The sequence below is a fragment of the Bradyrhizobium sp. CCGUVB4N genome (genome assembly GCF_024199945.1).
Lineage (GTDB): Bacteria > Pseudomonadota > Alphaproteobacteria > Rhizobiales > Xanthobacteraceae > Bradyrhizobium.
Genome location: NZ_JANADP010000001.1, coordinates 2,652,226 through 2,673,529 on the forward strand (window position 1 = coordinate 2,652,226; position 21,304 = coordinate 2,673,529).

The window sequence follows — 21,304 nt, forward strand, 5'->3', positions numbered from 1 at the left end:
TGAGGTGTGTGATGAGCAAGGAACTGCCGGCTCCGGTACCGCGGCTCACGGTGATCACGCTTGGCGTCAATGACATCCGCGCCAGCATCGCCTTCTATGACGCGCTCGGGTTTGCGCGCCGGCTGAAGGCGACGGGCGAGGCCGTTGCGTTCTTCGACACCGGTGGTCCGGTGCTCGGCCTGTTTCCCTGGGACCAACTCGCCGCCGACGCCAAATTGCCGGACGATCCGAGGCCAACGACCTTCCGCGGCATGACCCTGGCCTGGAACTGTGCTTCGCGCGAGGAGGTCGATGCGGTGCTGGCGTTTGCGCTTCGTAAGGGCGCGACACTGCTGAAGGCCGCGCACGAGACCGACTATGGCGGCTATTCCGGCTATTTTGCCGATCCCGACGGTCATCCCTGGGAGGTTGTCGTCGCCCCCGGCATCGAGGTCGGCGACGACCGGCGGGTGCATCTGGCCGAGTAGGGCGACCCGCCTGAATATCGGGAATTGTCTGGGGTTCCCGGTTGCGCGGGCGAGGCGGCTTGCGCACGATCCCGACCATGATTCGGGACAAGTCCGCCAAAAAGCCAGTCAAGGCCAAGCCAGCGAAGGCAAGCTTCCGCCGCGAGCGCGCGCTGATTAAGCGCGGCATCTGGCCGATCGCCGGCTGCGACGAGGCCGGCCGTGGGCCGCTGGCCGGTCCGGTGGTGGCGGCCGCGGTGATTCTCGATCCCGACCGCATTCCGCGCGGCATCGACGATTCCAAGCGGCTGACGGCGGAGGAGCGGGAGACGCTTTTCGCCAAGATCTGCGCGACCGCACAAGTCTCGGTCGCCGTTGCCTCGCCCGCGCGGATCGACCGCGACAACATCCTGCGCGCCTCGCTCTGGGCGCTGAAGCGCGCCGTGGTGGCGCTGCCCGAGGCGCCGAAGCATGTCTTCGTCGACGGCCGCGACCGGCTCGACACGCCTTGCGACTGCGAGGCGGTGATCGGCGGCGACGGCATCGTGCTGTCGATCGCGGCCGCCTCCATCGTCGCCAAGGTGACGCGCGACCGGCTGATGTGCGCGCTGGCGCAGGACTGCCCGGGCTACGGTTTCGAGCAGCACAAGGGCTACGGCGTGCCGGAGCATCTCGACGCGCTCGATCGCCTCGGCCCCACCATCCACCACCGCAGCCTCTTCGCTCCCGTCGCGGCCGCCCGCGCCAAGCACATGCCCTGGACCGTCGAACCGGTGCGGGACCTGTTCGAGGTCGCCGACGTCGAGGTGCAGGTGGAGACCGCAGTTGAAATCGATGCTTCGGCAGGCCTTTAAGCTAGACTGTCGTTGCCACGACGCACGGCGCCCATTATCAAAATACACCTGAGCGAATAGGGCCGGCTGGACGGGTTGGCTGCATCTTGCGGGCGTTGCATGCGGTTTACCTCCCTGGTCATCGAGCTCATTCGCGCCCGGCCGCGGCTGATCGTCTGGATTGCCGTGCTCGCGCAGGCCGCGATGTGGCTGCTGGTGGCGCTTCTGTTCTACCGCAGCCCGCCCGGCAGCCTCGCGACCCTGCTTGCCTTCGGCAGGGAGTACCAGGTCGGCACTGATCTCGGTCCGCCGCTGTCGGTCTGGCTCGCCGATATCGCCTATCGTGCCGCCGGCGGCCACATGTTCGGCGTCTATGTGCTCGCCGAGCTCTGCGAGATCGCGACCTTCATTGCGCTCTATCATCTGGCGCGCGCCGTGGTCGGCACCCAGCAGGCGGTGCTCGCCGTGCTCCTGACCATGACGGCGCTGGCTTTCTCCTCGTCTGCGCTCGACTTCGGCCCCCTGGTGCTGGCGCGGCCGCTCTGGACTCTGTTGCTGTTGCATTCCTGGCAGGTCATCGGTCAGCGCCGCGGCAATGCCTGGTTCGCTTGGTCGATCGAGGCCGGCCTCTTGCTGCTGACCACGCCGGCCGCGATCTTCCTGCTCGCATTGCTCGTCATCTTCGCGCTCGCGACCGCCGGCGGCCGCCGGACGTTGCGCGCACTCGATCCGCTGTTCGCACTCGTCGTCGTTGCCGTGCTGGCGCTGCCCTATGCTGTCTGGCTGATGCGGGCCGAGACCCTTGTGCTGCCGGCTCTGCCGCATGTGGCCGACCTCAGTGCCCGTGCGCTCCACGCCGTCTGGCTGCTCGGGGGTCTTGTGCTCGGCGCAGTCGCGGTCCCGGTGCTCACCTTCCTCAACACGTCCCTGTTCGCCGGCAAGAGCGAAGAGGCGCCGATCATTTACCGGCCGCCGGTCGAGCCGCTCGCGCGCAACTTCGTCTATTTCTTTGCGCTCGCGCCGGCGCTCGGTGCGGTCCTGATCTCCGGCCTGTTCGGGCTCGAGGCCGTCGTCGGCGGCGCCGGCGTGGTGCTGGTCATGTCGGGCCTCGCCATGGTTGTCGTGGCCGGCGATCTCATTGCGATGCGCCGCGCACGGATGCTGCGCACGGTATGGCTGGTGGCGATCGCGGCTCCGGCGGCGGGCGTCGTGCTGGCCGTGTTGTTCCTGCCCTGGAGCGGCACCGGCGAGATCGCGACCTCGATGCCGGGGCGCGCGATCTCGGACTTCTTCGATGACAGCTTTGCCCGCCGCACCAACCATCGCCTGCGCGCGGTCGCAGGTGAAACCGAGCTTGCGAGCCTGATCGCGCTGCACTCCGGCCGGCCGCATCTGTTCATCGATGCCGCGCCCGCCCGGACGCCGTGGATGTCACAGGCAAAATTCAGCGAGAGCGGCGGCGTCGTGGTCTGGCGCGCCTCGGATACCGCCGGCACCCCGCCGCCCGAAATCCTCGCGCGCTTTCCCGGCATCGTGCCGGAAGTGCCGCGTGCCTTCGAATGGCTGGTCAATGGCCGTCAGGGATTGTTGCGCGTCGGCTGGGCCATCGTCCGGCCGAAAGGGACGTAGCGACAAACGCTGAAACCGTAGGGTGGGCAAAGGCGCAAAAGCGCCGTGCCCACGTCAAGCCTATCCGTCGCAACGATAGAGGTGGTGGGCACGCTCCGCTTTGCCCACCCTACGAGATCTATCCCGCCAGCACCTTCGCGATCGCCCGCAGATCCTGCCACGCGAGGCGCTTGTAGGACGGCGAGCGCAACAGATAGGCCGGGTGGAAGGTCGGCAGCGCGCGGATGGTGCGTTGGCCCGTATCGTAGTCGAACCAGCGTCCGCGTGTCCGCATGATGCCCTCGCGGGTCGAGAGCAGCGTCTGCGTCGAGGGATTGCCGAGCGTCACCAGCAGGTCGGGATTCACCAGCTCGATATGGCGCTGGATGAAGGGCAGGCAGATCTGCGTCTCCTGCGGCGTCGGCGTGCGGTTGCCGGGCGGCCGCCAGGGAATGACGTTGGTGATGTAGGCCGTGGTGCGGTTGAGGCCTATGGCGCCGATCATCAAATCGAGCAGCTTGCCGCTGCGCCCGACGAAAGGCAGTCCCTCGATGTCCTCGTCACGGCCCGGCGCCTCGCCGACGAACATGATGCGTGCCTGCGGATTGCCGTCGGCGAACACCAGCCGGGTCGCAGTGTGCTTGAGCGCGCAGCCCTCGAAGCTTTGCATCAGCTCGCGCAAGGCCTCGAGCGTCGGCGCGGTGCGCGCGGCCTCGCGGGCCGAAGCAATGGCGACGTCGGGCGCCGGTGCCGCCTCGCCACGCATCACCGCAGGCGCGGCGACAGGCCGCGGTGTCTCGACCGGCGCCGCGCGCGGGGCCGGCGGCGGAGCGTCTAATTCCGCCAGGCGGTCGACCGGTTCCTCGGCGAGCGCGCAGTCGACACCGGCCTCCAGATAGAAGGCGAGAAGCTCTCGGACGGTGGGTGCGGGCTCGGGGATCATTTGGAAAGTCAGACTATTAGTTCATCTTAAGGCGCCTTGCATCCCAGCGGAACGCATTTCCGTGGTTGTCCTACCCGGAAAAATCGGAAACAAGGGAGCGCAAATGACAAGGAACCGTCTCAAGGGCTGAGATCAGATGAGCACCGAAGAACTTCCCCCGCGCGAATCCATGGAATTCGACGTCGTCATCGTCGGCGCCGGCCCCTCGGGCCTGGCCGCGGCGATCCGGCTGAAGCAGATCAATGCCGATCTCAACGTCGTCGTGGTGGAGAAGGGCTCCGAGGTCGGTGCACACATTCTCTCCGGCGCCGTGATCGATCCGGCCGGGCTCGACAAGCTGATCCCGGACTGGCGCGAGGATTCCGATTGCCCGCTGAAGACGCAGGTCAAGGACGACCGCTTCTACTGGATGACGGCCGGCGGCGCGATCAAGCTGCCGAACTTCATCATGCCGCCGCTGATGGACAACCATCACTGCTATATCGGCTCGCTCGGCAATGTCTGCCGCTGGCTGGCGCGCAAGGCCGAGGCGCTCGGCGTCGAGATCTATCCGGGCTTTGCCGCCGCCGAAGTGCTCTATGACGAAAAGGGCGCCGTGAAGGGCATCGCCACCGGCGACATGGGCATCGGCCGCGACGGCAAGCCGAAGGACTCCTTCACCCGCGGTATGGAGCTGCTCGGCAAGTACACGCTGTTCGCCGAAGGCGCACGTGGCAGCCTGACCAAGCAGCTGATCGCCAAGTTCGCGCTCGATGCCAAGAGCGAACCGGCGAAGTTCGGCATCGGCCTCAAGGAAGTCTGGCAGATCGATCCCGCCAAGCACCAGAAGGGCCTGATCCAGCATTCGTTCGGCTGGCCGCTCGACCTGAAGACCGGCGGTGGCTCGTTCCTCTACCATTACGACGACAATCTGGTCGCCGTCGGCTTCGTCGTGCATTTGAACTACGACGATCCGTATCTGTCGCCGTTCGACGAATTCCAGCGCTTCAAGACCCATCCCTCGATCCGCGGCACCTTCGAAGGGGCCAAGCGGCTTGCCTATGGCGCGCGTGCCATCACCGAAGGCGGCTACCAGTCGGTGCCGAAGCTGACTTTCCCTGGCGGCGCGCTGGTCGGCTGTGCGGCCGGCTTCGTCAACGTGCCGCGCATCAAGGGCGTGCACAACGCGATGGGCACCGGCATGCTCGCCGCCGAACACGTCGCAGCCGCGCTCGCGGCCGATCGCGCCAACGACGAGATCGTCGACTACGAGAGCGCGTGGCGGTCCTCGCCGGTCGGCAAGGATCTGTTCCTGGTCCGCAACGTCAAGCCGCTGTGGTCGAAGTTCGGCACCGTGCTCGGCGTCGCGCTCGGCGGCTTCGACATGTGGTTCAACACGCTGTTCGGTACCTCGCTGTTCGGCACGCAATCTCATGCCAAGCCCGATCGCTCGACGCTCGATCCAGCCAAGCAACACGCGCCCAAGAACTATCCGAAGCCCGACGGCAAGATCTCGTTCGACAAGCTGTCCTCGGTGTTCCTGTCCAACACCAATCACGAGGAAGATCAGCCGATCCATCTCCGGGTCGCGGACATGAACCTGCAGAAGATGTCCGAGCATGACGTCTTCGCCGGTCCGTCGAACCGCTATTGCCCGGCCGGTGTCTATGAGTGGGTCGAGGAAGGCGCGAGCCCGCGCTACCAGATCAACGCCCAGAACTGCGTCCACTGCAAAACCTGCGACGTGAAGGACCCCAACGGCAATATCACCTGGGTTCCTCCGGAGGGCGGCGGCGGTCCGAACTACGAGGCGATGTAAGGGCGCGCCGGGTGACCAAATAGGTCCGAAGGGTGATGTAGCGCACGTTCGCGTGAGGACCCGGCTGCGGCCACCCGCCGCGGCCACGATAAGGCCATAGTAGCGGCGTCTTGGGGCACTTGACCGTCACGCGAACGGTTACTTGGCCGATTTGGGGCGTGCGGAGGGGATGCCCGGTCCGAATCCTTGCGGTGAAGCGCCAAAAGCGGCATTGTCCGGACCCGACGGTTCCGGGTCCCATGTTGCCGGCCGCGTTCGCGTGCGAGACGGCCTTTTGCTTCAAACCCAGGCACTACCAACTCAAGGCGAGCCCTGATGTTTTCATATCGTTTCAACCGCTGGACTGCTGCTGTCATCGCCCTTGCCGGCTCCGCGATCGTGGCGGTCCCTGGCGGAGTGCTGGCGCAGACGCCGGATCATCCGGCCGACACGGCGGCGCAGTTTCCGACCCGAAACGATCTGAAGTCGCTCACCACCGCCGGCAGCTATCTCGCCGCCCGTCACGCCAGCGTCGAGCGCGACGCGACCTCGGCCGCCGCCTTCTACCGCTCCGCGCTGCGGACCGATCCCAAGAACAACGAGCTGCTCGACCGCGCCTTCATCGCCTCGGTCGGCGACGGCGACATCGACGAAGCGGTCAAGCTCGCCGAGCGCATCCTCACCATCGACAAGACCAATCGCGTCGCGCGCCTCGTGGTCGGCGTGCATGATTTGAAGCTGAAGAAATATCCGAGCGCGCAAAGCAACATCAACCAGTCGATTCGCGGGCCGATCACCGATCTCGTCGCGACGCTGCTGTCCGGCTGGGCCGCCTATGGTGCGGGCGATGCCAAGGGCGCGGTCGCGACCATCGACAAGCTGGCGGGCCCGGAATGGTATCCGCTGTTCAAGGACCTGCATGCCGGCATGATCCTCGAGAACGCCGGCAAGGAGAAGGACGCGGGCGTCCGTTTCGAGCGGGCCTACAAGCTCGACGATTCCATGCTGCGCGTCAGCGAGGCCTATGCGCGCTGGCTGTCGCGCAACAAAGACGCGGCTTCGGCGACCGCGATCTATGAAGCCTTCGACAAGAAGCTCGCCCGTCATCCGCTGATCGTGGAGGGCCTCCGCGAGACCAAGGCCGGCAAGAAGCTGCCGTCGCTGGTCGATTCCGCGCAGGCTGGTGCTGCCGAGGCGCTCTACGGCATCGGCGCCACGCTGACCCGCCGCGGCGGCGAGGATCTGGCGCTGGTCTATCTCCAGCTCGCGCTCTATCTGCAGCCCACGCATCCGCTGGCCCTGCTCTCGCTCGCCGATCTCTATGAATCCGTGAAGCGGCCGCAGATGGCGATCAAGATCTATGAGCGCGTGCCGTCGTCTTCGCCTCTGAAGCGCAATGCGCAGATCCAGCTTGCCATCGATCTGGATTCCGCTGACCGCACCGACGAGGCGATCAAGATCCTCAAGGGCGTGACCGCGGAGGACTCCAAGGATCTCGAAGCCATCATGGCGCTCGGCAATCTCGAGCGCGGCCGCAAGAAGTTCGCCGACTGTGGCGCGACCTATTCGCGGGGCATCGACGTGCTGCCGGCCGGCAACGACAAGGCCAACAGCGTCTGGTACTACTACCGCGGCATTTGCGAGGAGCGCACCAAGGAGTGGGGCAAGGCCGAAGCCGACATGAAGAAGGCGCTCGAGCTGCAGCCCGACCAGCCGCATGTCCTCAACTATCTCGGCTATTCCTGGATCGACCAGGGCGTGAATCTCGACGAAGGCATGAAGATGATCAAGCGTGCCGTCGAGCAGCGTCCCGACGACGGCTACATCGTGGATTCCCTCGGCTGGGCCTATTACCGCATCGGCAACTACGAAGAGGCGGTGAAGAACCTCGAGCGCGCGATCGACCTGAAGCCCGAGGATCCTACCATCAACGACCATCTCGGCGACGCCTATTGGCGCGTCGGCCGCACGCTGGAAGCAAAATTCCAGTGGGCACATGCCCGCGATCTCAAGCCCGAGCCGGATGATCTGCCGAAGATCGAGGCCAAGATCGCCAATGGCATGACGGAAGACAATTCGAACTCTTCGGCCGCGCAGGCGGACAAGAAGAAGGACGACGGCAAGGGCGGCTAACTGAGTGACTGGGGGCGTATCGCCGATGCCGGCGTTGGTTGAAGAAGGGCGCGCGAAGGTCAATCTGAGCCTTCGCGTGGTTGGCCGTCGTGCTGACGGCTATCATGATCTCGAAAGCGTGGTTGCGTTTGCCGATTGTGCCGACCGGCTCACGCTGGAGCCGGGGGGCGAGCTCAGGCTTGCGACCACGGGGCCGCTTGCCGCGGCCTGCGGCGAGACATCAGACAATCTCGTGTTCAAGGCCGCCAAGCTGCTGGCGGACGCGGTGCCGAATTTGAAGCTCGGCGCCTTCGCGCTCGACAAGGTCCTGCCGGTGGCAGCCGGTATCGGCGGCGGCTCGGCCGACGCGGCGGCAGCGTTGCGTCTTCTCGCGCGCCTCAACGATCTCCCGCTCGATGATCCCCGCCTGCAGGAAGTTGCGCTTGCGACCGGGGCCGACGTCCCGGTGTGCCTGTTCTCGCGGGCCTGCGACATGACCGGCGTCGGCGAGCAGCTGCTGCCGCTGGCGTTGCCGAGCATGCCTTGCGTGATGGTCAATCCGCGCGTGCCGGTCGCGACCAAGGACGTGTTCAGGGAGTTGGGCCTGCGCAACGGCGAATTGCTGGTTGGCGCGACCTCGGTTCTCGACGCGCCGGCCTGGCCGGAGCAGGGCGGCTCGATTTCGGAATGGGTCGAGGTTCTCGAAACCGTCGCCAACGACCTCGAAGCCCCTGCACTGCGCATCGAACCCGTCATCGGTGACGTGCTGGGCGCTTTGCGCTCGTCCGCCGGCGTCAAGCTCGCGCGGATGTCCGGCTCGGGCGCGACCTGTTTTGCGATCTACGGTGCGGCAAATGATGCGCACGCTGCCGCCGAAAAGATCCGGCGCGACCATCCCGGCTGGTGGGTGCATGCGGGGACGTTGAGCTAGGCGCAGCTGCCGTAGGGTGGGCAAAGGCGCGCTAGCGCCGTGCCCACCATCATCATGTGGCGGGCACGCTTCGCTTTGCCCACCCTACGCCAGCGTCGCTAGCCGACGCTCTCAAGCCCGAGAAACTGCCGGATCTCACCCAGCACCTCCTCCGGCTTGTCATGCTGCAACCAGTGCCCGGCGCCGGAGATGGTCGCGATGCGTGCCTGCTGGAAATAGCGTTCCAGGCCTGCGGCCCTGGCGCCGGCGAGAAAGCTTTCGCCCGCATTCAATAGCAACGTCGGGCACGTGATGCGCGACCACAGCGCGACGTGGTCGTCCGGCCAGAGCCGATGCGGCGCGGAGGCGCGCTGGTAGGGATCAAACTTCCAGCTATAGGTGCCGTCCTCGTTCCGGCGCGCGCCGTGCGTGGCAAGGTGCAGCGCGAGGTCGCGGGTGAGGCGCTTGTTGTGAAGCACCATCTGCGCGGCCGCGTCCTCGAGGGTCGCATAGCGCCGCGGCGTTCGATCGTGCAGCCTGTCGAGCTGGCTGACCCACTTGCCGATGCGCTCATGCGTCGGGGGCTTTGGCGCATCAGGCAGCATCGTCACGCCGTCGAGAACGACGAGCTTGGTGACCTGCTCGGGGAATGAGCCTGAAAATATCAGGCTCACCATGCCACCCATGGAATGGCCGATGAGCGTCACGTGAGGCGCTGCGATGCTGCGGACGAGCTGGGCGAGATCGTAGACATACTCCGTCAGTGCGTAGCTGCCTCCCTTGGTCCAGTCGGAATCGCCGTGGCCACGCAGATCGGGCGCGATCACATGGAAGTGCGGCTGCAACGAGCGCGCGATGGCATCCCAGCTCCGGCAATGATCGCGGCCGCCATGCACCAGGATGAGTGGTGATGCGCTCTCATTGCCCCAGTCGGCGTAATGCAGGCGCAGTCCGTGGGACTCGTAATTGCGACTTTGCGGGGCGAGCATCTGGCCGCGTTCCTCGACTACCGGGTAAGACTGCATTGAACTAGCCTGCTGCCGGTCATTCGACAAGCAAGCGCGCGGTCATGCCGGCTTCGGTGCCGGGCCGGGTTTGGGCGCCGCCTGATACGCCGGGCGGTTGCGTTGCCGGATCTTGAATAGCTTCGCAGCGCGCGCGGCACGCGACAACGAATTTGGCAGGAGGTGATAACGCGACCAGGACATCATCTTCATCGAACCCTCCATCGCAACATCAATGGGTGAGCTCTTGGCGATGCCTCGTTCGAATTGCGCGCGTTACAATTCGGCAAGTCATGACGGATCGGACAGCTTGTTCATCGGCGTTAAACCTTCGTAAGCCACCGAACGCGCTCGTCGTTCACCGCCTCCAACGAATGTTAGGAGGTGAAAATCATGAAACTCGTTTCTGCGTTCGTCGGCCTCGCCGCTCTCGGTGGTGTCGCCTTGTCCACCGGAGCGGCATCGGCGCAGCCGATCGACGTCCCCGGTGCGTCGGGCGTCGTTCCGGCCGGCTACATCTGCAACGAATGGGGCCATTGCTGGCACCGCCATTATTACGGCGGCGGCTATTATCACCCGCATTATTGGGGTGGTTACGGCTGGCACCATCATTGGGGCGACGGCTGGCGCTGGCACCGCTGGCATCATTGGCACCACTGGCATCAGTGGTGAAATCCGGGAAAGGGGCTTCGGCCCCTTTCTCTTTTCAAGCCGCCTATCGCGTCACGGCCGTCAGGTTCATGGTCAGCAACACGCCGGGCTTTGGCAGCTCGCGGACAGAAAACACCGTGCGCGCGGGTCTGTGCTCTCCCATCATCTCGACATAGGCCGCGTTCATCGCATCGAAGTCCGACATCTGCTGGAGAAACACGTTGATGTGAGTGACATGGTTGAGGTCCGAGTCGACCGCCTCCAGCATGACCGCGAACGATTTGAAGATTTGCCGCGTCTGAGAGCCGACGTCGGAGCCGGCCAATTGTCCTGTTGCCGGATCAAAGCCCGCGGTCCCGCCGATCCAGATGTTCTCACCGACCTTGGCGATGTGGTTATAGGGCCCGATCGGTTTGGGTGTGTTCGGCGGCGTCAGCGTTTCGACCCGTGATGTCATCGTCGGCCTCGTTCCAGTTTGCTATCCATTCACCGGTCGCCGGGCCAGCGCGAGCGAGACGCCGAGGCCGGCAATGAAGACGCCGGAGCCCTGCGTGAGACGCTGCATCAGAAGCGGCCGACCGATCAACTGCGTGCGGGTCGCGGACGCCATCAGCACCACGACGACATCGGCGAGCGTGTTCAGTGTCACCGAGATGGCGCCGAGCGCGATGAATTGCAGCGTGGGGCTCGCTCCCGCGGGATCGAGGAATTGCGGAATGAAGGCGAGGAAGAACGCCGCGGTCTTGGGGTTCAACGCCTCGACCAGCACGCCGTCACGGAACGCGCGCTTGTCGCCGACGGGCTCGCTCGCGAGCGATAGCGTCCGGCCGGCGCTGCGAAAGGTCTTGATGCCGAGCCAGACCAGATACAGCGCGCCAACGAACTTCACGACCGCAAACAGCTCGGCGCTCGCGAGGATGATCGCGGAGATGCCGAGACTACCTGCGACGACATGGACCAATCCGCCCAGCGCCGTGCCCGCGGTCGAGGCAAAGCCGCTGGCGCGTCCTTCCGACAAGGTTCGCGCTGCGACATAGAAGATCCCGGGGCCGGGGACGGCGGCGATGAGAACCGCGGCGCCGAGGAACAGCCAGAGGTTCGTATCAATCATGCCAGTTTGGTAGCGCAGCGCGCCGCGATTGCAAGGCCTGCCGTCAACCCATGCGGCGGAAGATCGCGCTGGCATTCACCCCGCCGAAGCCGAAGCCGTTGGAGATGGCGTTGAGCATGGGCATCGGCCGTGCGCTGCCTGCGACGATGTCGATGCCGTCAGCGTGTCCGTCCGGGTTTTCAAAATTGAGCGTCGGCGGCGCGATCTGGTCGCGCAAGGCGAGCACGGTAAAGATCGCCTCCAGCCCGCCGGCGGCGCCGAGCAGATGACCGGTGGCCGATTTGGTCGCGCTCACCGCAATGGAGCGGCTGCGGCCGAACAGCGCCCCGATCGCGCCGAGCTCGCTCTCGTCGCCGGCCGGTGTCGAAGTCGCATGCGCGTTGAGGTGCTGCAGATCCGCCGGTGCAAGGTTCGCCTGCCGCAGCGCGATCTCCATCGCGCGGCGGGCGCCGTCGCCATCGGGCGGCCCCGACGTCATGTGATAGGCATCCGCGGTGGTGCCGTACCCGACAATCTCGGCGATCGGCGTCGCGCCGCGCGCAAGCGCATGTTCCAGTTCCTCGATCACGAGAATGCCCGCGCCTTCGCCCATCACAAAACCGTCGCGGTCGCGATCGAACGGGCGCGAGGCGCGCGTGGGCTCGTCGTTGAATCCGCTCGACAACGCGCGGGCTGCGGCAAAGCCGCCGAGGCTGACGATATCGATGCAGGCTTCCGCACCGCCGCAGATCGCGACATCGACCTCGCCGGCGCGGATCATGCGCGCGGCATCGCCGATGGCCTGTACGCCGGCGGCACACGCCGTGACCGGCGTGCCCAGCGCGCCCTTGTAGCCGTACTTGATCGAGACGTGGCCGCTAGCGAGATTGGCGAGGAACGAGGGGATCGTGAATGGTGAGAGCCGGCGCGGGCCGCGCTGCTCGGTGATGCGCACCGCTTCCGCCATCGCAGGGAAGCCGCCGACGCCGGAGCCGATGATGGTCGCGGTCCGCTCCAGCGATGCCGCATCCTGCGGCGTCCATTTGGCCTGCGCGACCGCTTCTGCGGTGGCGAGCAGCGCGAACAGAATGAAGCGGTCCATCTTGCGCTGATCTTTTGGCGCGGCGGCCTCCGCCGGATCGAAGCCGCCATCGGCGTCATCGGCCCTGTCGGGCACGAGACCCGCAATGCGGGCGGGCAGCGCCTGCGACCATTGGGGCAGCGGGCGCAACCCGCTCTGTCCGGCGAGCAGCCGGCGCCAGGACAATTCGACACCACAGCCGAGCGGCGACACCGCGCCCATTCCCGTCACGACGATACGACGCATGTCAGTCTCCAGCCGGCGCGACCGCCGGGTTCATGGCTTTGAGCGAAATGAGCCGCCGCCGCATCAGGCGGCTCGCGCCGGGGCCCGCGATCACCACCGCGTTGGCGAGCGTGATCGGCTGCCTGTCGGCGGCATCGACCACGACCGGATCGAGCGGCCGGCGATCGCCCCGGTTCGCCAGCAGGATGGATTCGCCCTTCGGCGCGAGATGCTTGTTGCCCCAGGCGAGCAGCGTGGCGATCACGGGGAAGAAATCCCGCGCCTTGTCCGTCAGCACATATTCGTAACGCGGCGGCCGCTCCTGGTAGCGGCGGCGGACGAACAGGCCGGTCTTGGTGAGATGGGCGAGACGCCGCGACAGGATGTTGGGCGCGATGCCGAGATTGCGCTCGAACTCGTCGAACCGCGTCGCGCCCTGAAACGCATCCCGCAGGATCAAGATGCTCCACCACTCGCCGACCGTCTCCACGGCGCGGCCGACCGGGCATTCCAGGATCGAGGGGGATTTTGGCTGCATGCCGGGAAGGTAGAGGAGTGGCTTGCAAAATGCAAGTTACTGGGTGCCGCTGTGCCCCGGACGCGGCGCAGCGCTCCTTCAGCGGTGCGCTGCAGAGCCGGGGCCCAGATTGTTGATCGCTGGATGTCGCTTGCGTCCCGGCTCAGCGCAGCAGCGTTTCACGCTGCAGCGCGTCCGGGACACGGGAGGGAGAGCGCGGTCGTGCGCCGTACTCCGTCATTTGCGAGTGCAAATCTAACCCCGTCACCCTGAGGCGCGAGCACAGCGAGCCTCGAAGGGCGACGGCCCAGATGCATCGCGGCCGTGCATCCTTCGAGGCTCGCTGCGCGAGCACCTCAGGATGACGGGACCGATAGCGGTACGGAAGAGTCAGAGAGGGCGATCGCGCCCTAATGCGACCGTGCCAGGCAGAACGCCACCACCTGCTCCAGCGCGCTCTTCATCGGCGAGGACGGGAACAGCGCCAGCGCGTCGACGGCCATGGCGCCGTAGTGATGGGCGCGGCTGATTGTGTCCTCGAGCGCGCGGTGCTTGTTCATCAGGCCGATGGCGTGATCGAGGTCGCTGTCGCCGATCTCGCCGCGCTCGAGCGCCCTGATCCAGAAGGCGCGCTCGGTGTCGTTGCCGCGGCGGAAGGCGAGCACGACGGGAAGGGTGATCTTGCCTTCGCGGAAGTCGTCGCCGGTGTTCTTGCCGAGTTTTGCACTCTTGCCGCCATAATCGAGCACGTCGTCGACGAGCTGGAAGGCGATGCCGAGATTCATGCCGACCGAGCGGCAGGCGGTCTGCTCGGCCTTCGGGCGGTTGGCGATGACAGGGCCGACCTCGCAGGCGGCTGCGAACAGTTCGGCGGTCTTGCCGCGGATCACGGCGAGATATTCGTCCTCGGTGGTCGCGGTGTTCTTGGCGGCGGCGAGCTGCATCACCTCGCCCTCGGCGATGGTGGCGGCGGCCGCGGAAAGGATATCCAGCGCGCGCAGCGAGCCGACCTCGACCATCATGCGGAAGGCCTGGCCGAGCAGGAAGTCGCCGACCAGCACGCTGGCCTCATTGCCCCAGAGCATGCGCGCCGAGAGCTTGCCACGGCGCATCTCGCTCTCGTCGACGACGTCGTCGTGGAGCAGGGTCGCGGTGTGCATGAACTCGACGGAGGCCGCCAGCTTGATGTGGCCGTCGCCGGTGTAGCCGGCCAGATTGGCCATGGCGAGCGTCAGCATCGGCCGCAGCCGCTTGCCGCCGGAGGAGATCAGATGGTTGGCCACTTCCGGGATCATGGTCACGTCGGAGCCCGTCCGCGACAGGATCGTGGCGTTGACGCGCTCCATATCGGGGGCGACAAGGGCAACCAGCTCTTCGATCGACGCGCCGGGGGTTTCGAAAGGTACGATGACGGCCACGCCGGTCTCCAATATTTGCCCCGGAGGGGCTATTCTGATGGAAAGACAATAGAAACTGGACGGGGATGCGGCAAGGCCTGTGGAACCATTGACATTTGCAGCTTAACCCCTTTCGGGCAGGAGGCTCGTTTGCGTGAACTGGTTCGGACCAACGATATCGTGCTGGTGTCGGCGATCGGCGCGCTGCTGGACGGCGCCAACATCCATCACCTGGTGCTGGACCAGAACATGAGCATCATCGAAGGCTCGCTCGGCGTCCTGCCGCGGCGGATCCTGGTCCATGAGGACGACGCCATCGAGGCCCGGCAGCTCCTGACCGAGGCCGGGCTCAGCCACGAACTGCGCGGCGATGATTGACGTCGTCACAGATATCACCGAGGACGCCTTTCTCGGCGGGCAGTTGCTCCTGAGGCAGAAGCGATCCGGCCACCGCGCCGGGCACGATGCGATTCTGCTTGCGGCTGCGACCGAAGCCCGCGCTGGCGACCGTGTGGTCGATCTCGGCGCCGGCATTGGCACGGCCGGGCTGGCGCTGGCCCGGCGCGTGGCCGGGATCGATCTTGGCCTCGTCGAGATCGATCCGGAACTGGCCGGGCTCGCGCGCACCAATGCGGCCGCGAATGCGATTGCCGCGGCGGTGATTGTGCTCGACGTCACGGCGGATGCGCAGGCGTTTGCGGCACATGGGCTCATGCCCGACAGCGCCGACTGCGTGCTGATGAACCCGCCCTTCAACGATGCCACGCGGCACCGTGGCTCGCCGGACCAGGCGCGTCACACCGCGCATGTCGCGACCGAGGAGACGCTGCAGGCCTGGGTGCATGCCGCGCGGCGCCTGCTGCGATCGAACGGCGTGCTGACCTTGATCTGGCGTGCGGATGGTGTCGCGGAGGTTTTGGCAGCGCTGTCACGCGGCTTCGGCAGCGTGTCGATCCTGCCGGTTCATGGCGAAGCGGGAAGGCCTGCGATCCGTGTGCTGGTGCGCGCCGTCAAGGGGGGCCGGGCGCCGCTGCGATTGCTGCCAGGCCTCATGCTCAATGATGAGTCACGCGTGCCTAAAAAAGAGGTGAGGAATATTCTGGAAGGGAGAGCGGTCTTGCCGCTGGCGGAGCCGTGACGGCTTACTGCGGAAGCGATTCCGACTGCTGTTCCGGCTGGGACGTAACGCGGATCGCCGTGAAAAGCGCGCCGATCAGCATCAACAGCAGATAGATCTTCATGTCGCTTCCTCCGCTGCCTTATTGCAGCTTCCCAACGGGGATTCTGCAAAACACGTTCCAGGCACTTTCAATGACAGTCGCGTGATAAGAATTGGTTAATCAGAGGTAACGGCATGGCCGAACAATTGAACGATCGCAAAAATTCCGGCTGGGCCGACAAGCTCATGCAATATCTGCCGGCGCGCTTCCGCCCGGGTACGGCTGTGGTGCCGGTGGTGCGGCTGTCCGGCGTGATCGGCGCGGTGACCCCGCTGCGCCCGGGCATGTCGCTCGCGGGCGTCGCCCGGGTGCTGGAGCGGGCCTTTTCGGTCCGCAACGCCAAGGCGGTGGCGCTGGTGATCAATTCGCCCGGCGGCTCGCCGGTGCAGTCGCGCCAGATCTATCTGCGCATCAAGCAGCTCGCGGCGGAGAAGAAGCTGCCGGTGCTGGTGTTCGTCGAGGACGTCGCAGCCTCCGGCGGCTACATGATCGCCTGCGCCGGCGACGAGATCTTCTGCGACCCGTCCTCGATCCTCGGCTCGATCGGCGTGGTCGGCGGCAGCTTCGGTTTTCAGGAGGCGATCAAGCGGCTCGGCATCGAGCGCCGGCTGTACACGGCCGGCGCCCACAAGGCGATGCTCGATCCGTTCCTGCCCGAAAACCCCGACGACGTCGCCAAGCTCAAGGCGCTTCAGCGCGAGATCCACCAGATCTTCATCGCGCTGGTGAAGGAAAGCCGCGGCGCGCGGCTGAAGGGCGCGGACGACACCCTGTTCACCGGCGAGTACTGGGCCGGTGAGACGTCGATCGCGCTCGGCTTGGCCGATGGCATCGGCGATATCCGCTCAACTCTTCGTGCCCGCTATGGCGACAAGGTTCTCACCCCTGTGATCGCGCAGCCGACCGGTCTGCTGTCCGGTCTGTTGGGGCGGAAATCGCCCGGCGCGGGCCAGCTTTCGGCCATGGAATCAATGGCCGGTCTGCCGGACGAACTGATCTCGGCGGTCGAGACGCGGGCGATTTGGGCGAAATTCGGGTTCTAGGCGGAGGCGCTCCCGCGCCATTTGGTCCGGACTGAGCCAATTGCGGCGCAGCCCGGAGTGCGCGAATATGCGTGTGGGGGCTGAGCATTGAACAAGGATCGACCGATGCCGCCGTTCGTTGCATTTGCGGGCGTCCTGGGTGGGCTTGCCGTGGTCCGCTGGGCCTACAAGACCGCACTCCGGATCAACCAGGAGCTGGAGGAGATGCGCCTCTCGCGCGTCGCCGAGGCCGCCCATATGGGGAATATCCAGACATTGAAGCGTGACCCCGTGACCGGAGCCTACCGGCCCGGCTAGTCGCCTCACGAACCGCTGCCGTAGGGTGGGCAAAGCGAAGCGTGCCCACCAGCAGCATCCGAATTCATCGAAAGACGGTGGGCACGGCGCGAGTGCGCCTTTGCCCACTCTACGAGACCGCCCTAGGGCATCCGTTAAGCCCGAATCCGCCCCTTTGCCTTGATTCCCACCCCCGCCGTCGATACGGTCCCGCGCGATTCAAAACCCCCCGCGAGAGCCTGATCTGACGATGGACGCCTCATTGCCCGCCCATATGCGCCCGGAACGCTCGTTCCAGGGCTTTATCCTCGCGCTCCAGCGGTTCTGGGCCGAGCAGGGCTGCGTGATTTTGCAGCCCTACGACATGGAGATGGGCGCGGGTACCTTCCATCCGGCCACCACGTTGCGCGCGCTCGGGCCAAAACCCTGGAACGCCGCCTATGTGCAGCCGTCGCGCCGGCCCAAGGACGGCCGTTACGGCGAGAACCCGAACCGGATGCAGCACTACTACCAGTTCCAGGTGATCATGAAGCCGTCGCCGCCGAACCTTCAGGAACTGTACCTGAAGTCGCTCGCCGCGATCGGTATCGATTCCGCCGTGCACGACATCCGCTTCGTCGAGGACGACTGGGAGAGCCCGACGCTGGGCGCCTGGGGCCTCGGCTGGGAATGCTGGTGCGACGGCATGGAAGTCAGCCAGTTCACCTATTTCCAGCAGGTCGCGGGTTTTGAATGCGCACCGGTCGCGGGCGAGCTCACCTACGGGCTCGAGCGGCTTGCGATGTATGTGCAGGGCGTCGACCGCGTCTATGACCTCAACTTCAACGGCCGCGAGGGCGACGCGAAGGTCACCTATGGCGACGTCTTCCTCCAGGCCGAGCGGGAATATTCGAAGCACAATTTCGAAGTCGCCGACACCGCGATGCTGTTCGAGCAGTTCAAGATGGCTGAGGCCGCTTGCAGAAAGTATCTCGACGCTGGCTGGAAGGACGGCAAGCGCGAAGCACACCTGATGTCGCTGCCGGCCTATGACCAGTGCATCAAGGCGAGTCACGTCTTCAACCTATTGGACGCACGCGGCGTGATCTCGGTGACGGAGCGGCAGAGCTACATTCTGCGCGTACGCGAATTGGCAAAAGCCTGCGGCGAGGCCTGGATCCACACTGAAGCGGGCGGAGCGGCCTGATGCCCGATCTTTTGCTTGAACTGTTCTCGGAAGAGATTCCCGCGCGCATGCAGGCCAAGGCGGCCGACGATCTGCGCCGCCTGGTCACCGACAAGCTCGTCGCCGAAGGCCTCGTCTACGAGGGCGCGAAAGCCTTCGCGACGCCGCGCCGCCTCGCGCTCACCGTGCACGGCATCCCCGCGCGCCAGCCTGACCTCAAGACCGAACGCCGCGGACCGAAGGTCGGCGGCCCCGATGCGGCCGTGCAGGGCTTTCTGAAGGCGACCGGCTTGAAGTCGCTGGATGAAGCCAAGATCCAGCGCGACCCGAAGGGCGACTTCTACATCGCGCTGATCGAGAAGGCCGGCCGCGACGCCATCGACGTGCTCGCGGAAATCCTGCCCGTCATCATCCGCACCTTCCCCTGGCCGAAATCGATGCGCTGGGGCGCGCGCTCCGGCAAGCCCGGCTCGCTGAGCTGGGTGCGTCCGTTGCATGCGATCATTGCGACCTTCGGGCCCGAGACGGAAGAGCCCGATGTCGTGAAATTCTCGGTCGACGGAATCGAAACCGGGCAGACCACCTACGGCCATCGCTTCATGGCACCAGCTGCGATTTCCGTGCGCCGCTTCGAGGACTATGAGGCGAAGCTGAAGGCGGCCAAGGTCATCCTCGATCCGCAGGCGCGCAAGGACATCATATTCGAGGACGCCAAGGAGCTGACCTTCGCGCAAGGTTTTGAGCTGGTCGAGGATCAGGTGTTGCTGGACGAGGTCTCTGGCCTCGTGGAATGGCCCGTCGTCATGATGGGATCGTTCGAGGCGGAATATCTGGCGATCCCCGACGAGGTGATCCGCGCCACGATCCGTAACAACCAGAAGTGCTTTGTGGTCAAGGATCCCAAGACCGGGAAGCTGACCAACAAGTTCGTCCTCACCGCCAACATCGAGGCGACCGACGGCGGCCAAGTCATCGTATCAGGCAACGAGCGCGTCATCCGTCCGCGCCTGTCGGATGCGAAATTCTTCTACGAGACGGACCTGAAGACGAAGCTCGAGGATCGGCTGCCGAAGTTCGAGCAGATCGTGTTCCACGAGAAGCTGGGGACGCAAGCCGCGCGCATCAAGCGCATCGAGCGCCTCGCCGCGGAGATCGCGCCGCTGGTTGGCGCCGATGTCGCCAAGGCGACGCGCGCAGCGCATCTGGCAAAGGCGGATTTGCTGACCGAAGTCGTCGGTGAATTCCCCGAAGTGCAGGGCCTGATGGGCAAGTACTACGCGCTGGCGCAGGGCGAGGACGCGTCCGTCGCTGCCGCCTGCGAGGAGCACTACAAGCCGCAAGGTCCGGCCGATCGCGTGCCGACCGATCCGGTCAGCGTCGCGGTCGCGCTCGCCGACAAGATCGACACGCTCGTTGGATTCTGGGCGATCGACGAGAAGCCGACGGGATCGAAGGACCCGTATGCGCTGCGTCGCGCGGCGCTGGGCGTGATCAGGCTGATTGCCGAGAACGCGCTTCGGCTCTCGCTGATGAAGGTGGCTGCGTCCGCGCTCGCTGGCCTATCGGTGAAGCCTGCGGATGCGCAGAAGCTCCCGAACGATCTGCTCGCCTTCTTCGCCGACCGCCTGAAAGTCCAGCTCCGCGAGCAGGGCGCGCGTCACGATCTCGTCGATGCCGTGTTTGCGCTCGGCGGCCAGGACGATCTGCTGATGATCGTCCGCCGTGTCGAGGCGCTCGGAAAATTCCTCGAGAGCGACGACGGCAAGAATTTGCTCGCCGGCACCAAGCGCGCCAGCAACATTCTCTCGATCGAGGAAAAAAAGGACAAGCGCACGTTCGACGGCGCGCCGGATGCTGCGCTCTACAGCCTCGACGAAGAGAAGGCGCTGGCCAAGGCGATCGGCGACGTGAAGGCGGAAGCCAGCGCAGCCGTTGCCAAGGAGGACTTTGCCGCCGCGATGAGCGCGATGGCCAAGCTGCGTCCGCCGGTCGATGCGTTCTTCGACAAGGTGCGCGTCAACGACGACGATGCCAAGGTGCGCGAGAACCGCCTGAAGCTGCTCAACGAAATCCGCAGCGCCACGCGTGCGGTCGCGGACTTCTCGAAGATCCAGGATTGAGGCCGGCGCAAAAAAGCCCCACCCGGCGGGGGGAAGACCGGGCGGGGCCTGATGTCCGTTTGCACTGCTCGCGCCAGCCTGATTGATATGACGCGCCGGACACCTAGTTGATCGCTAGTCCATCACCTCGACGATGCGGCGCGAGCGCGGCTCGACCAGCACCGTCTCGCCGTTCACGACGGTGTAGCGATAGGTCGTCGCGCCGAAACGTTGCGGCACGTCATAATAGGTGATGCCGGTTTCGGGTAACGTGCCGCCGACGATCACGCGATCCGGGATGCTGAAGGCTGGCACACGTTGCTCGATGACATAGTCACGGAAAGCCGGCCGCTGTTCCACCGCGATGGTCGGGCCGCTATCGACCACGACAGGCGCACGTCCCACCGTGATCCCGGTTTGCGCCTGCGCCGCGATCGGCGCACCGAGCGCGATGCCAAGCGCTGCGAGGGCGAGAATCCTGTTCCGCATGGACAACTCCTTCGAATTGATTTCAGCCGGCGCCAGCGGCGCGACCGGTTGCCAATGCTGCGGCGCGCGTGATGTTCCGGAAAAGGCCCGCCGCATACGCGGCAATTTCGGGCAGTTTTCGCGAAGCGGGGAACCCGTTGCGGCCTCGCGCGTCTCTACCCGCGGAACCGGGTCCGGTATGATCCGCCCGCGATTCGCCTTAACGCTCGGAAAGACAATTCATGCACATCACTGTCGCCCACATCTCGCCGATCCTGTCATTGCTCGCGGGTGTGCTCATCCTGATCATGCCCCGTCTGCTGAACCTGATCGTGGCGATTTTTCTCATCGTCAACGGGGCGATTGGGCTCGGTTTGTTGAAGTGGCTCCATCTCTAGGCCTTCATTTTCCGGAACTCTTCGACTTGCGCGGGCCTGCC

General features: G+C 65.5%; 22 protein-coding genes. 14 read left to right on the plus strand and 8 right to left on the minus strand.

Annotated elements, in window-relative coordinates; all coding sequences use genetic code 11:
- Positions 1 to 11 precede the first annotated feature (11 nt).
- The 3 genes from NLM31_RS11915 to NLM31_RS11925 all read left to right on the plus strand — a co-directional run bounded on the left by NLM31_RS11915 (position 12) and on the right by NLM31_RS11925 (position 2,908).
- Positions 12 to 467 (plus strand): VOC family protein, encoded by a 456-nt coding sequence (locus NLM31_RS11915; protein WP_254192319.1) that lies wholly within the window; start codon positions 12 to 14, stop codon positions 465 to 467.
- A 77-nt stretch (positions 468 to 544) separates the two neighbouring features.
- Positions 545 to 1,300: a ribonuclease HII gene (locus NLM31_RS11920; RefSeq protein WP_254129355.1), complete on the plus strand. Its 756-nt coding sequence runs from the start codon at positions 545 to 547 to the stop codon at positions 1,298 to 1,300.
- A 99-nt stretch (positions 1,301 to 1,399) separates the two neighbouring features.
- Entirely contained in the window at positions 1,400 to 2,908 is a 1,509-nt protein-coding gene (locus tag NLM31_RS11925) for a glycosyltransferase family 39 protein (RefSeq protein WP_254129356.1), read from the plus strand.
- A 118-nt stretch (positions 2,909 to 3,026) separates the two neighbouring features.
- On the opposite strand, the gene NLM31_RS11930 is transcribed toward NLM31_RS11925, so the two are convergent.
- Entirely contained in the window at positions 3,027 to 3,830 is an 804-nt protein-coding gene (locus NLM31_RS11930; protein WP_254129357.1) for a uracil-DNA glycosylase family protein, read from the minus strand.
- 136 nt (positions 3,831 to 3,966) lie between these two features.
- Here NLM31_RS11930 and NLM31_RS11935 point away from each other — a divergent pair, with 136 nt between their 5' ends.
- From NLM31_RS11935 to NLM31_RS11945, 3 genes are all read left to right on the plus strand, one after another.
- Positions 3,967 to 5,628: an electron transfer flavoprotein-ubiquinone oxidoreductase gene (locus tag NLM31_RS11935; protein ID WP_254129358.1), complete on the plus strand. Its 1,662-nt coding sequence runs from the start codon at positions 3,967 to 3,969 to the stop codon at positions 5,626 to 5,628.
- 315 nt (positions 5,629 to 5,943) lie between these two features.
- Complete coding sequence (locus tag NLM31_RS11940) at positions 5,944 to 7,740, plus strand: tetratricopeptide repeat protein (protein WP_254129359.1); 1,797 nt, start codon at positions 5,944 to 5,946, stop codon at positions 7,738 to 7,740.
- Positions 7,741 to 7,765: 25 nt separating this feature from the next.
- Entirely contained in the window at positions 7,766 to 8,650 is an 885-nt protein-coding gene (locus NLM31_RS11945) for a 4-(cytidine 5'-diphospho)-2-C-methyl-D-erythritol kinase (RefSeq protein ID WP_254129360.1), read from the plus strand.
- Positions 8,651 to 8,748: 98 nt separating this feature from the next.
- Here NLM31_RS11945 and NLM31_RS11950 read toward each other — a convergent pair whose 3' ends face one another.
- The gene (locus NLM31_RS11950) at positions 8,749 to 9,618 is read right to left on the minus strand and encodes an alpha/beta fold hydrolase (protein WP_254135298.1); all 870 of its coding nucleotides are present in this window, start codon (positions 9,616 to 9,618) and stop codon (positions 8,749 to 8,751) included.
- Positions 9,619 to 10,026: 408 nt separating this feature from the next.
- Between NLM31_RS11950 and NLM31_RS11955 the strand changes: the two genes are divergently transcribed.
- Positions 10,027 to 10,305 carry a hypothetical protein gene (locus NLM31_RS11955; protein WP_254129361.1) on the plus strand — a complete coding sequence of 93 codons (279 nt, stop codon included), beginning with the start codon at positions 10,027 to 10,029 and terminating at the stop codon, positions 10,303 to 10,305.
- Positions 10,306 to 10,348: 43 nt separating this feature from the next.
- On the opposite strand, the gene NLM31_RS11960 is transcribed toward NLM31_RS11955, so the two are convergent.
- From NLM31_RS11960 to NLM31_RS11980, 5 genes are all read right to left on the minus strand, one after another.
- Entirely contained in the window at positions 10,349 to 10,741 is a 393-nt protein-coding gene (locus tag NLM31_RS11960) for a RidA family protein (RefSeq protein WP_254129362.1), read from the minus strand.
- A gap of 21 nt (positions 10,742 to 10,762) precedes the next feature.
- A complete protein-coding gene (locus tag NLM31_RS11965; protein WP_254192320.1) occupies positions 10,763 to 11,395 on the minus strand; it encodes a LysE family translocator in 633 nt (210 codons plus the stop codon).
- A gap of 43 nt (positions 11,396 to 11,438) precedes the next feature.
- A complete protein-coding gene (gene fabF / locus NLM31_RS11970; protein ID WP_254192321.1) occupies positions 11,439 to 12,701 on the minus strand; it encodes a beta-ketoacyl-ACP synthase II in 1,263 nt (420 codons plus the stop codon).
- Between the two features lies 1 nt (position 12,702).
- Complete coding sequence (locus tag NLM31_RS11975) at positions 12,703 to 13,218, minus strand: helix-turn-helix domain-containing protein (protein ID WP_254129365.1); 516 nt, start codon at positions 13,216 to 13,218, stop codon at positions 12,703 to 12,705.
- Positions 13,219 to 13,607: 389 nt separating this feature from the next.
- Entirely contained in the window at positions 13,608 to 14,615 is a 1,008-nt protein-coding gene (locus NLM31_RS11980; protein WP_008131473.1) for a polyprenyl synthetase family protein, read from the minus strand.
- Positions 14,616 to 14,744: 129 nt separating this feature from the next.
- On the opposite strand from NLM31_RS11980, the gene NLM31_RS11985 reads away from it, so the two are divergent.
- The 6 genes from NLM31_RS11985 (at position 14,745) to glyS (ending at position 20,418) form a co-directional block, all read left to right on the plus strand.
- Entirely contained in the window at positions 14,745 to 14,972 is a 228-nt protein-coding gene (locus NLM31_RS11985) for a DUF2007 domain-containing protein (RefSeq protein WP_027529147.1), read from the plus strand.
- Positions 14,965 to 15,732, plus strand: coding sequence for a tRNA1(Val) (adenine(37)-N6)-methyltransferase (locus NLM31_RS11990; RefSeq protein ID WP_254129366.1), 768 nt, complete (start codon positions 14,965 to 14,967; stop codon positions 15,730 to 15,732). Before NLM31_RS11985 ends, NLM31_RS11990 begins: the two co-directional genes overlap by 8 nt.
- Before the next feature lie 216 nt (positions 15,733 to 15,948).
- Positions 15,949 to 16,857 carry a S49 family peptidase gene (locus NLM31_RS11995; protein ID WP_254129367.1) on the plus strand — a complete coding sequence of 303 codons (909 nt, stop codon included), beginning with the start codon at positions 15,949 to 15,951 and terminating at the stop codon, positions 16,855 to 16,857.
- 105 nt (positions 16,858 to 16,962) lie between these two features.
- A complete protein-coding gene (locus NLM31_RS12000) occupies positions 16,963 to 17,154 on the plus strand; it encodes a hypothetical protein (protein WP_254192322.1) in 192 nt (63 codons plus the stop codon).
- A gap of 229 nt (positions 17,155 to 17,383) precedes the next feature.
- The gene (locus NLM31_RS12005; protein ID WP_254129369.1) at positions 17,384 to 18,319 is read left to right on the plus strand and encodes a glycine--tRNA ligase subunit alpha; all 936 of its coding nucleotides are present in this window, start codon (positions 17,384 to 17,386) and stop codon (positions 18,317 to 18,319) included.
- Complete coding sequence (gene glyS, locus NLM31_RS12010) at positions 18,319 to 20,418, plus strand: glycine--tRNA ligase subunit beta (protein WP_254192323.1); 2,100 nt, start codon at positions 18,319 to 18,321, stop codon at positions 20,416 to 20,418. The genes NLM31_RS12005 and glyS overlap by 1 nt, the downstream gene beginning before the upstream one ends.
- Positions 20,419 to 20,532: 114 nt before the next feature.
- Here glyS and NLM31_RS12015 read toward each other — a convergent pair whose 3' ends face one another.
- Positions 20,533 to 20,886, minus strand: coding sequence for a DUF1236 domain-containing protein (locus NLM31_RS12015; protein ID WP_254129371.1), 354 nt, complete (start codon positions 20,884 to 20,886; stop codon positions 20,533 to 20,535).
- 221 nt (positions 20,887 to 21,107) lie between these two features.
- Here NLM31_RS12015 and NLM31_RS12020 point away from each other — a divergent pair, with 221 nt between their 5' ends.
- Positions 21,108 to 21,263: a DUF3096 domain-containing protein gene (locus NLM31_RS12020; protein ID WP_007607177.1), complete on the plus strand. Its 156-nt coding sequence runs from the start codon at positions 21,108 to 21,110 to the stop codon at positions 21,261 to 21,263.
- Positions 21,264 to 21,304 lie beyond the last annotated feature (41 nt).

Coding starts and splice junctions, on each gene's coding strand:
- NLM31_RS11915 (WP_254192319.1), top strand. CDS start 12: ATGAGCAAGGAACTGCCGGCTCCGGTACCGCGGCTCACGGTGATCACG.
- NLM31_RS11920 (WP_254129355.1), top strand. CDS start 545: ATGATTCGGGACAAGTCCGCCAAAAAGCCAGTCAAGGCCAAGCCAGCG.
- NLM31_RS11925 (WP_254129356.1), top strand. CDS start 1,400: ATGCGGTTTACCTCCCTGGTCATCGAGCTCATTCGCGCCCGGCCGCGG.
- NLM31_RS11930 (WP_254129357.1), bottom strand. CDS start 3,830: ATGATCCCCGAGCCCGCACCCACCGTCCGAGAGCTTCTCGCCTTCTAT.
- NLM31_RS11935 (WP_254129358.1), top strand. CDS start 3,967: ATGAGCACCGAAGAACTTCCCCCGCGCGAATCCATGGAATTCGACGTC.
- NLM31_RS11940 (WP_254129359.1), top strand. CDS start 5,944: ATGTTTTCATATCGTTTCAACCGCTGGACTGCTGCTGTCATCGCCCTT.
- NLM31_RS11945 (WP_254129360.1), top strand. CDS start 7,766: ATGCCGGCGTTGGTTGAAGAAGGGCGCGCGAAGGTCAATCTGAGCCTT.
- NLM31_RS11950 (WP_254135298.1), bottom strand. CDS start 9,618: ATGCTCGCCCCGCAAAGTCGCAATTACGAGTCCCACGGACTGCGCCTG.
- NLM31_RS11955 (WP_254129361.1), top strand. CDS start 10,027: ATGAAACTCGTTTCTGCGTTCGTCGGCCTCGCCGCTCTCGGTGGTGTC.
- NLM31_RS11960 (WP_254129362.1), bottom strand. CDS start 10,741: ATGACATCACGGGTCGAAACGCTGACGCCGCCGAACACACCCAAACCG.
- NLM31_RS11965 (WP_254192320.1), bottom strand. CDS start 11,395: ATGATTGATACGAACCTCTGGCTGTTCCTCGGCGCCGCGGTTCTCATC.
- fabF (WP_254192321.1), bottom strand. CDS start 12,701: ATGCGTCGTATCGTCGTGACGGGAATGGGCGCGGTGTCGCCGCTCGGC.
- NLM31_RS11975 (WP_254129365.1), bottom strand. CDS start 13,218: ATGCAGCCAAAATCCCCCTCGATCCTGGAATGCCCGGTCGGCCGCGCC.
- NLM31_RS11990 (WP_254129366.1), top strand. CDS start 14,965: ATGATTGACGTCGTCACAGATATCACCGAGGACGCCTTTCTCGGCGGG.
- NLM31_RS11995 (WP_254129367.1), top strand. CDS start 15,949: ATGGCCGAACAATTGAACGATCGCAAAAATTCCGGCTGGGCCGACAAG.
- NLM31_RS12000 (WP_254192322.1), top strand. CDS start 16,963: ATGCCGCCGTTCGTTGCATTTGCGGGCGTCCTGGGTGGGCTTGCCGTG.
- NLM31_RS12005 (WP_254129369.1), top strand. CDS start 17,384: ATGGACGCCTCATTGCCCGCCCATATGCGCCCGGAACGCTCGTTCCAG.
- glyS (WP_254192323.1), top strand. CDS start 18,319: ATGCCCGATCTTTTGCTTGAACTGTTCTCGGAAGAGATTCCCGCGCGC.
- NLM31_RS12015 (WP_254129371.1), bottom strand. CDS start 20,886: ATGCGGAACAGGATTCTCGCCCTCGCAGCGCTTGGCATCGCGCTCGGT.
- NLM31_RS12020 (WP_007607177.1), top strand. CDS start 21,108: ATGCACATCACTGTCGCCCACATCTCGCCGATCCTGTCATTGCTCGCG.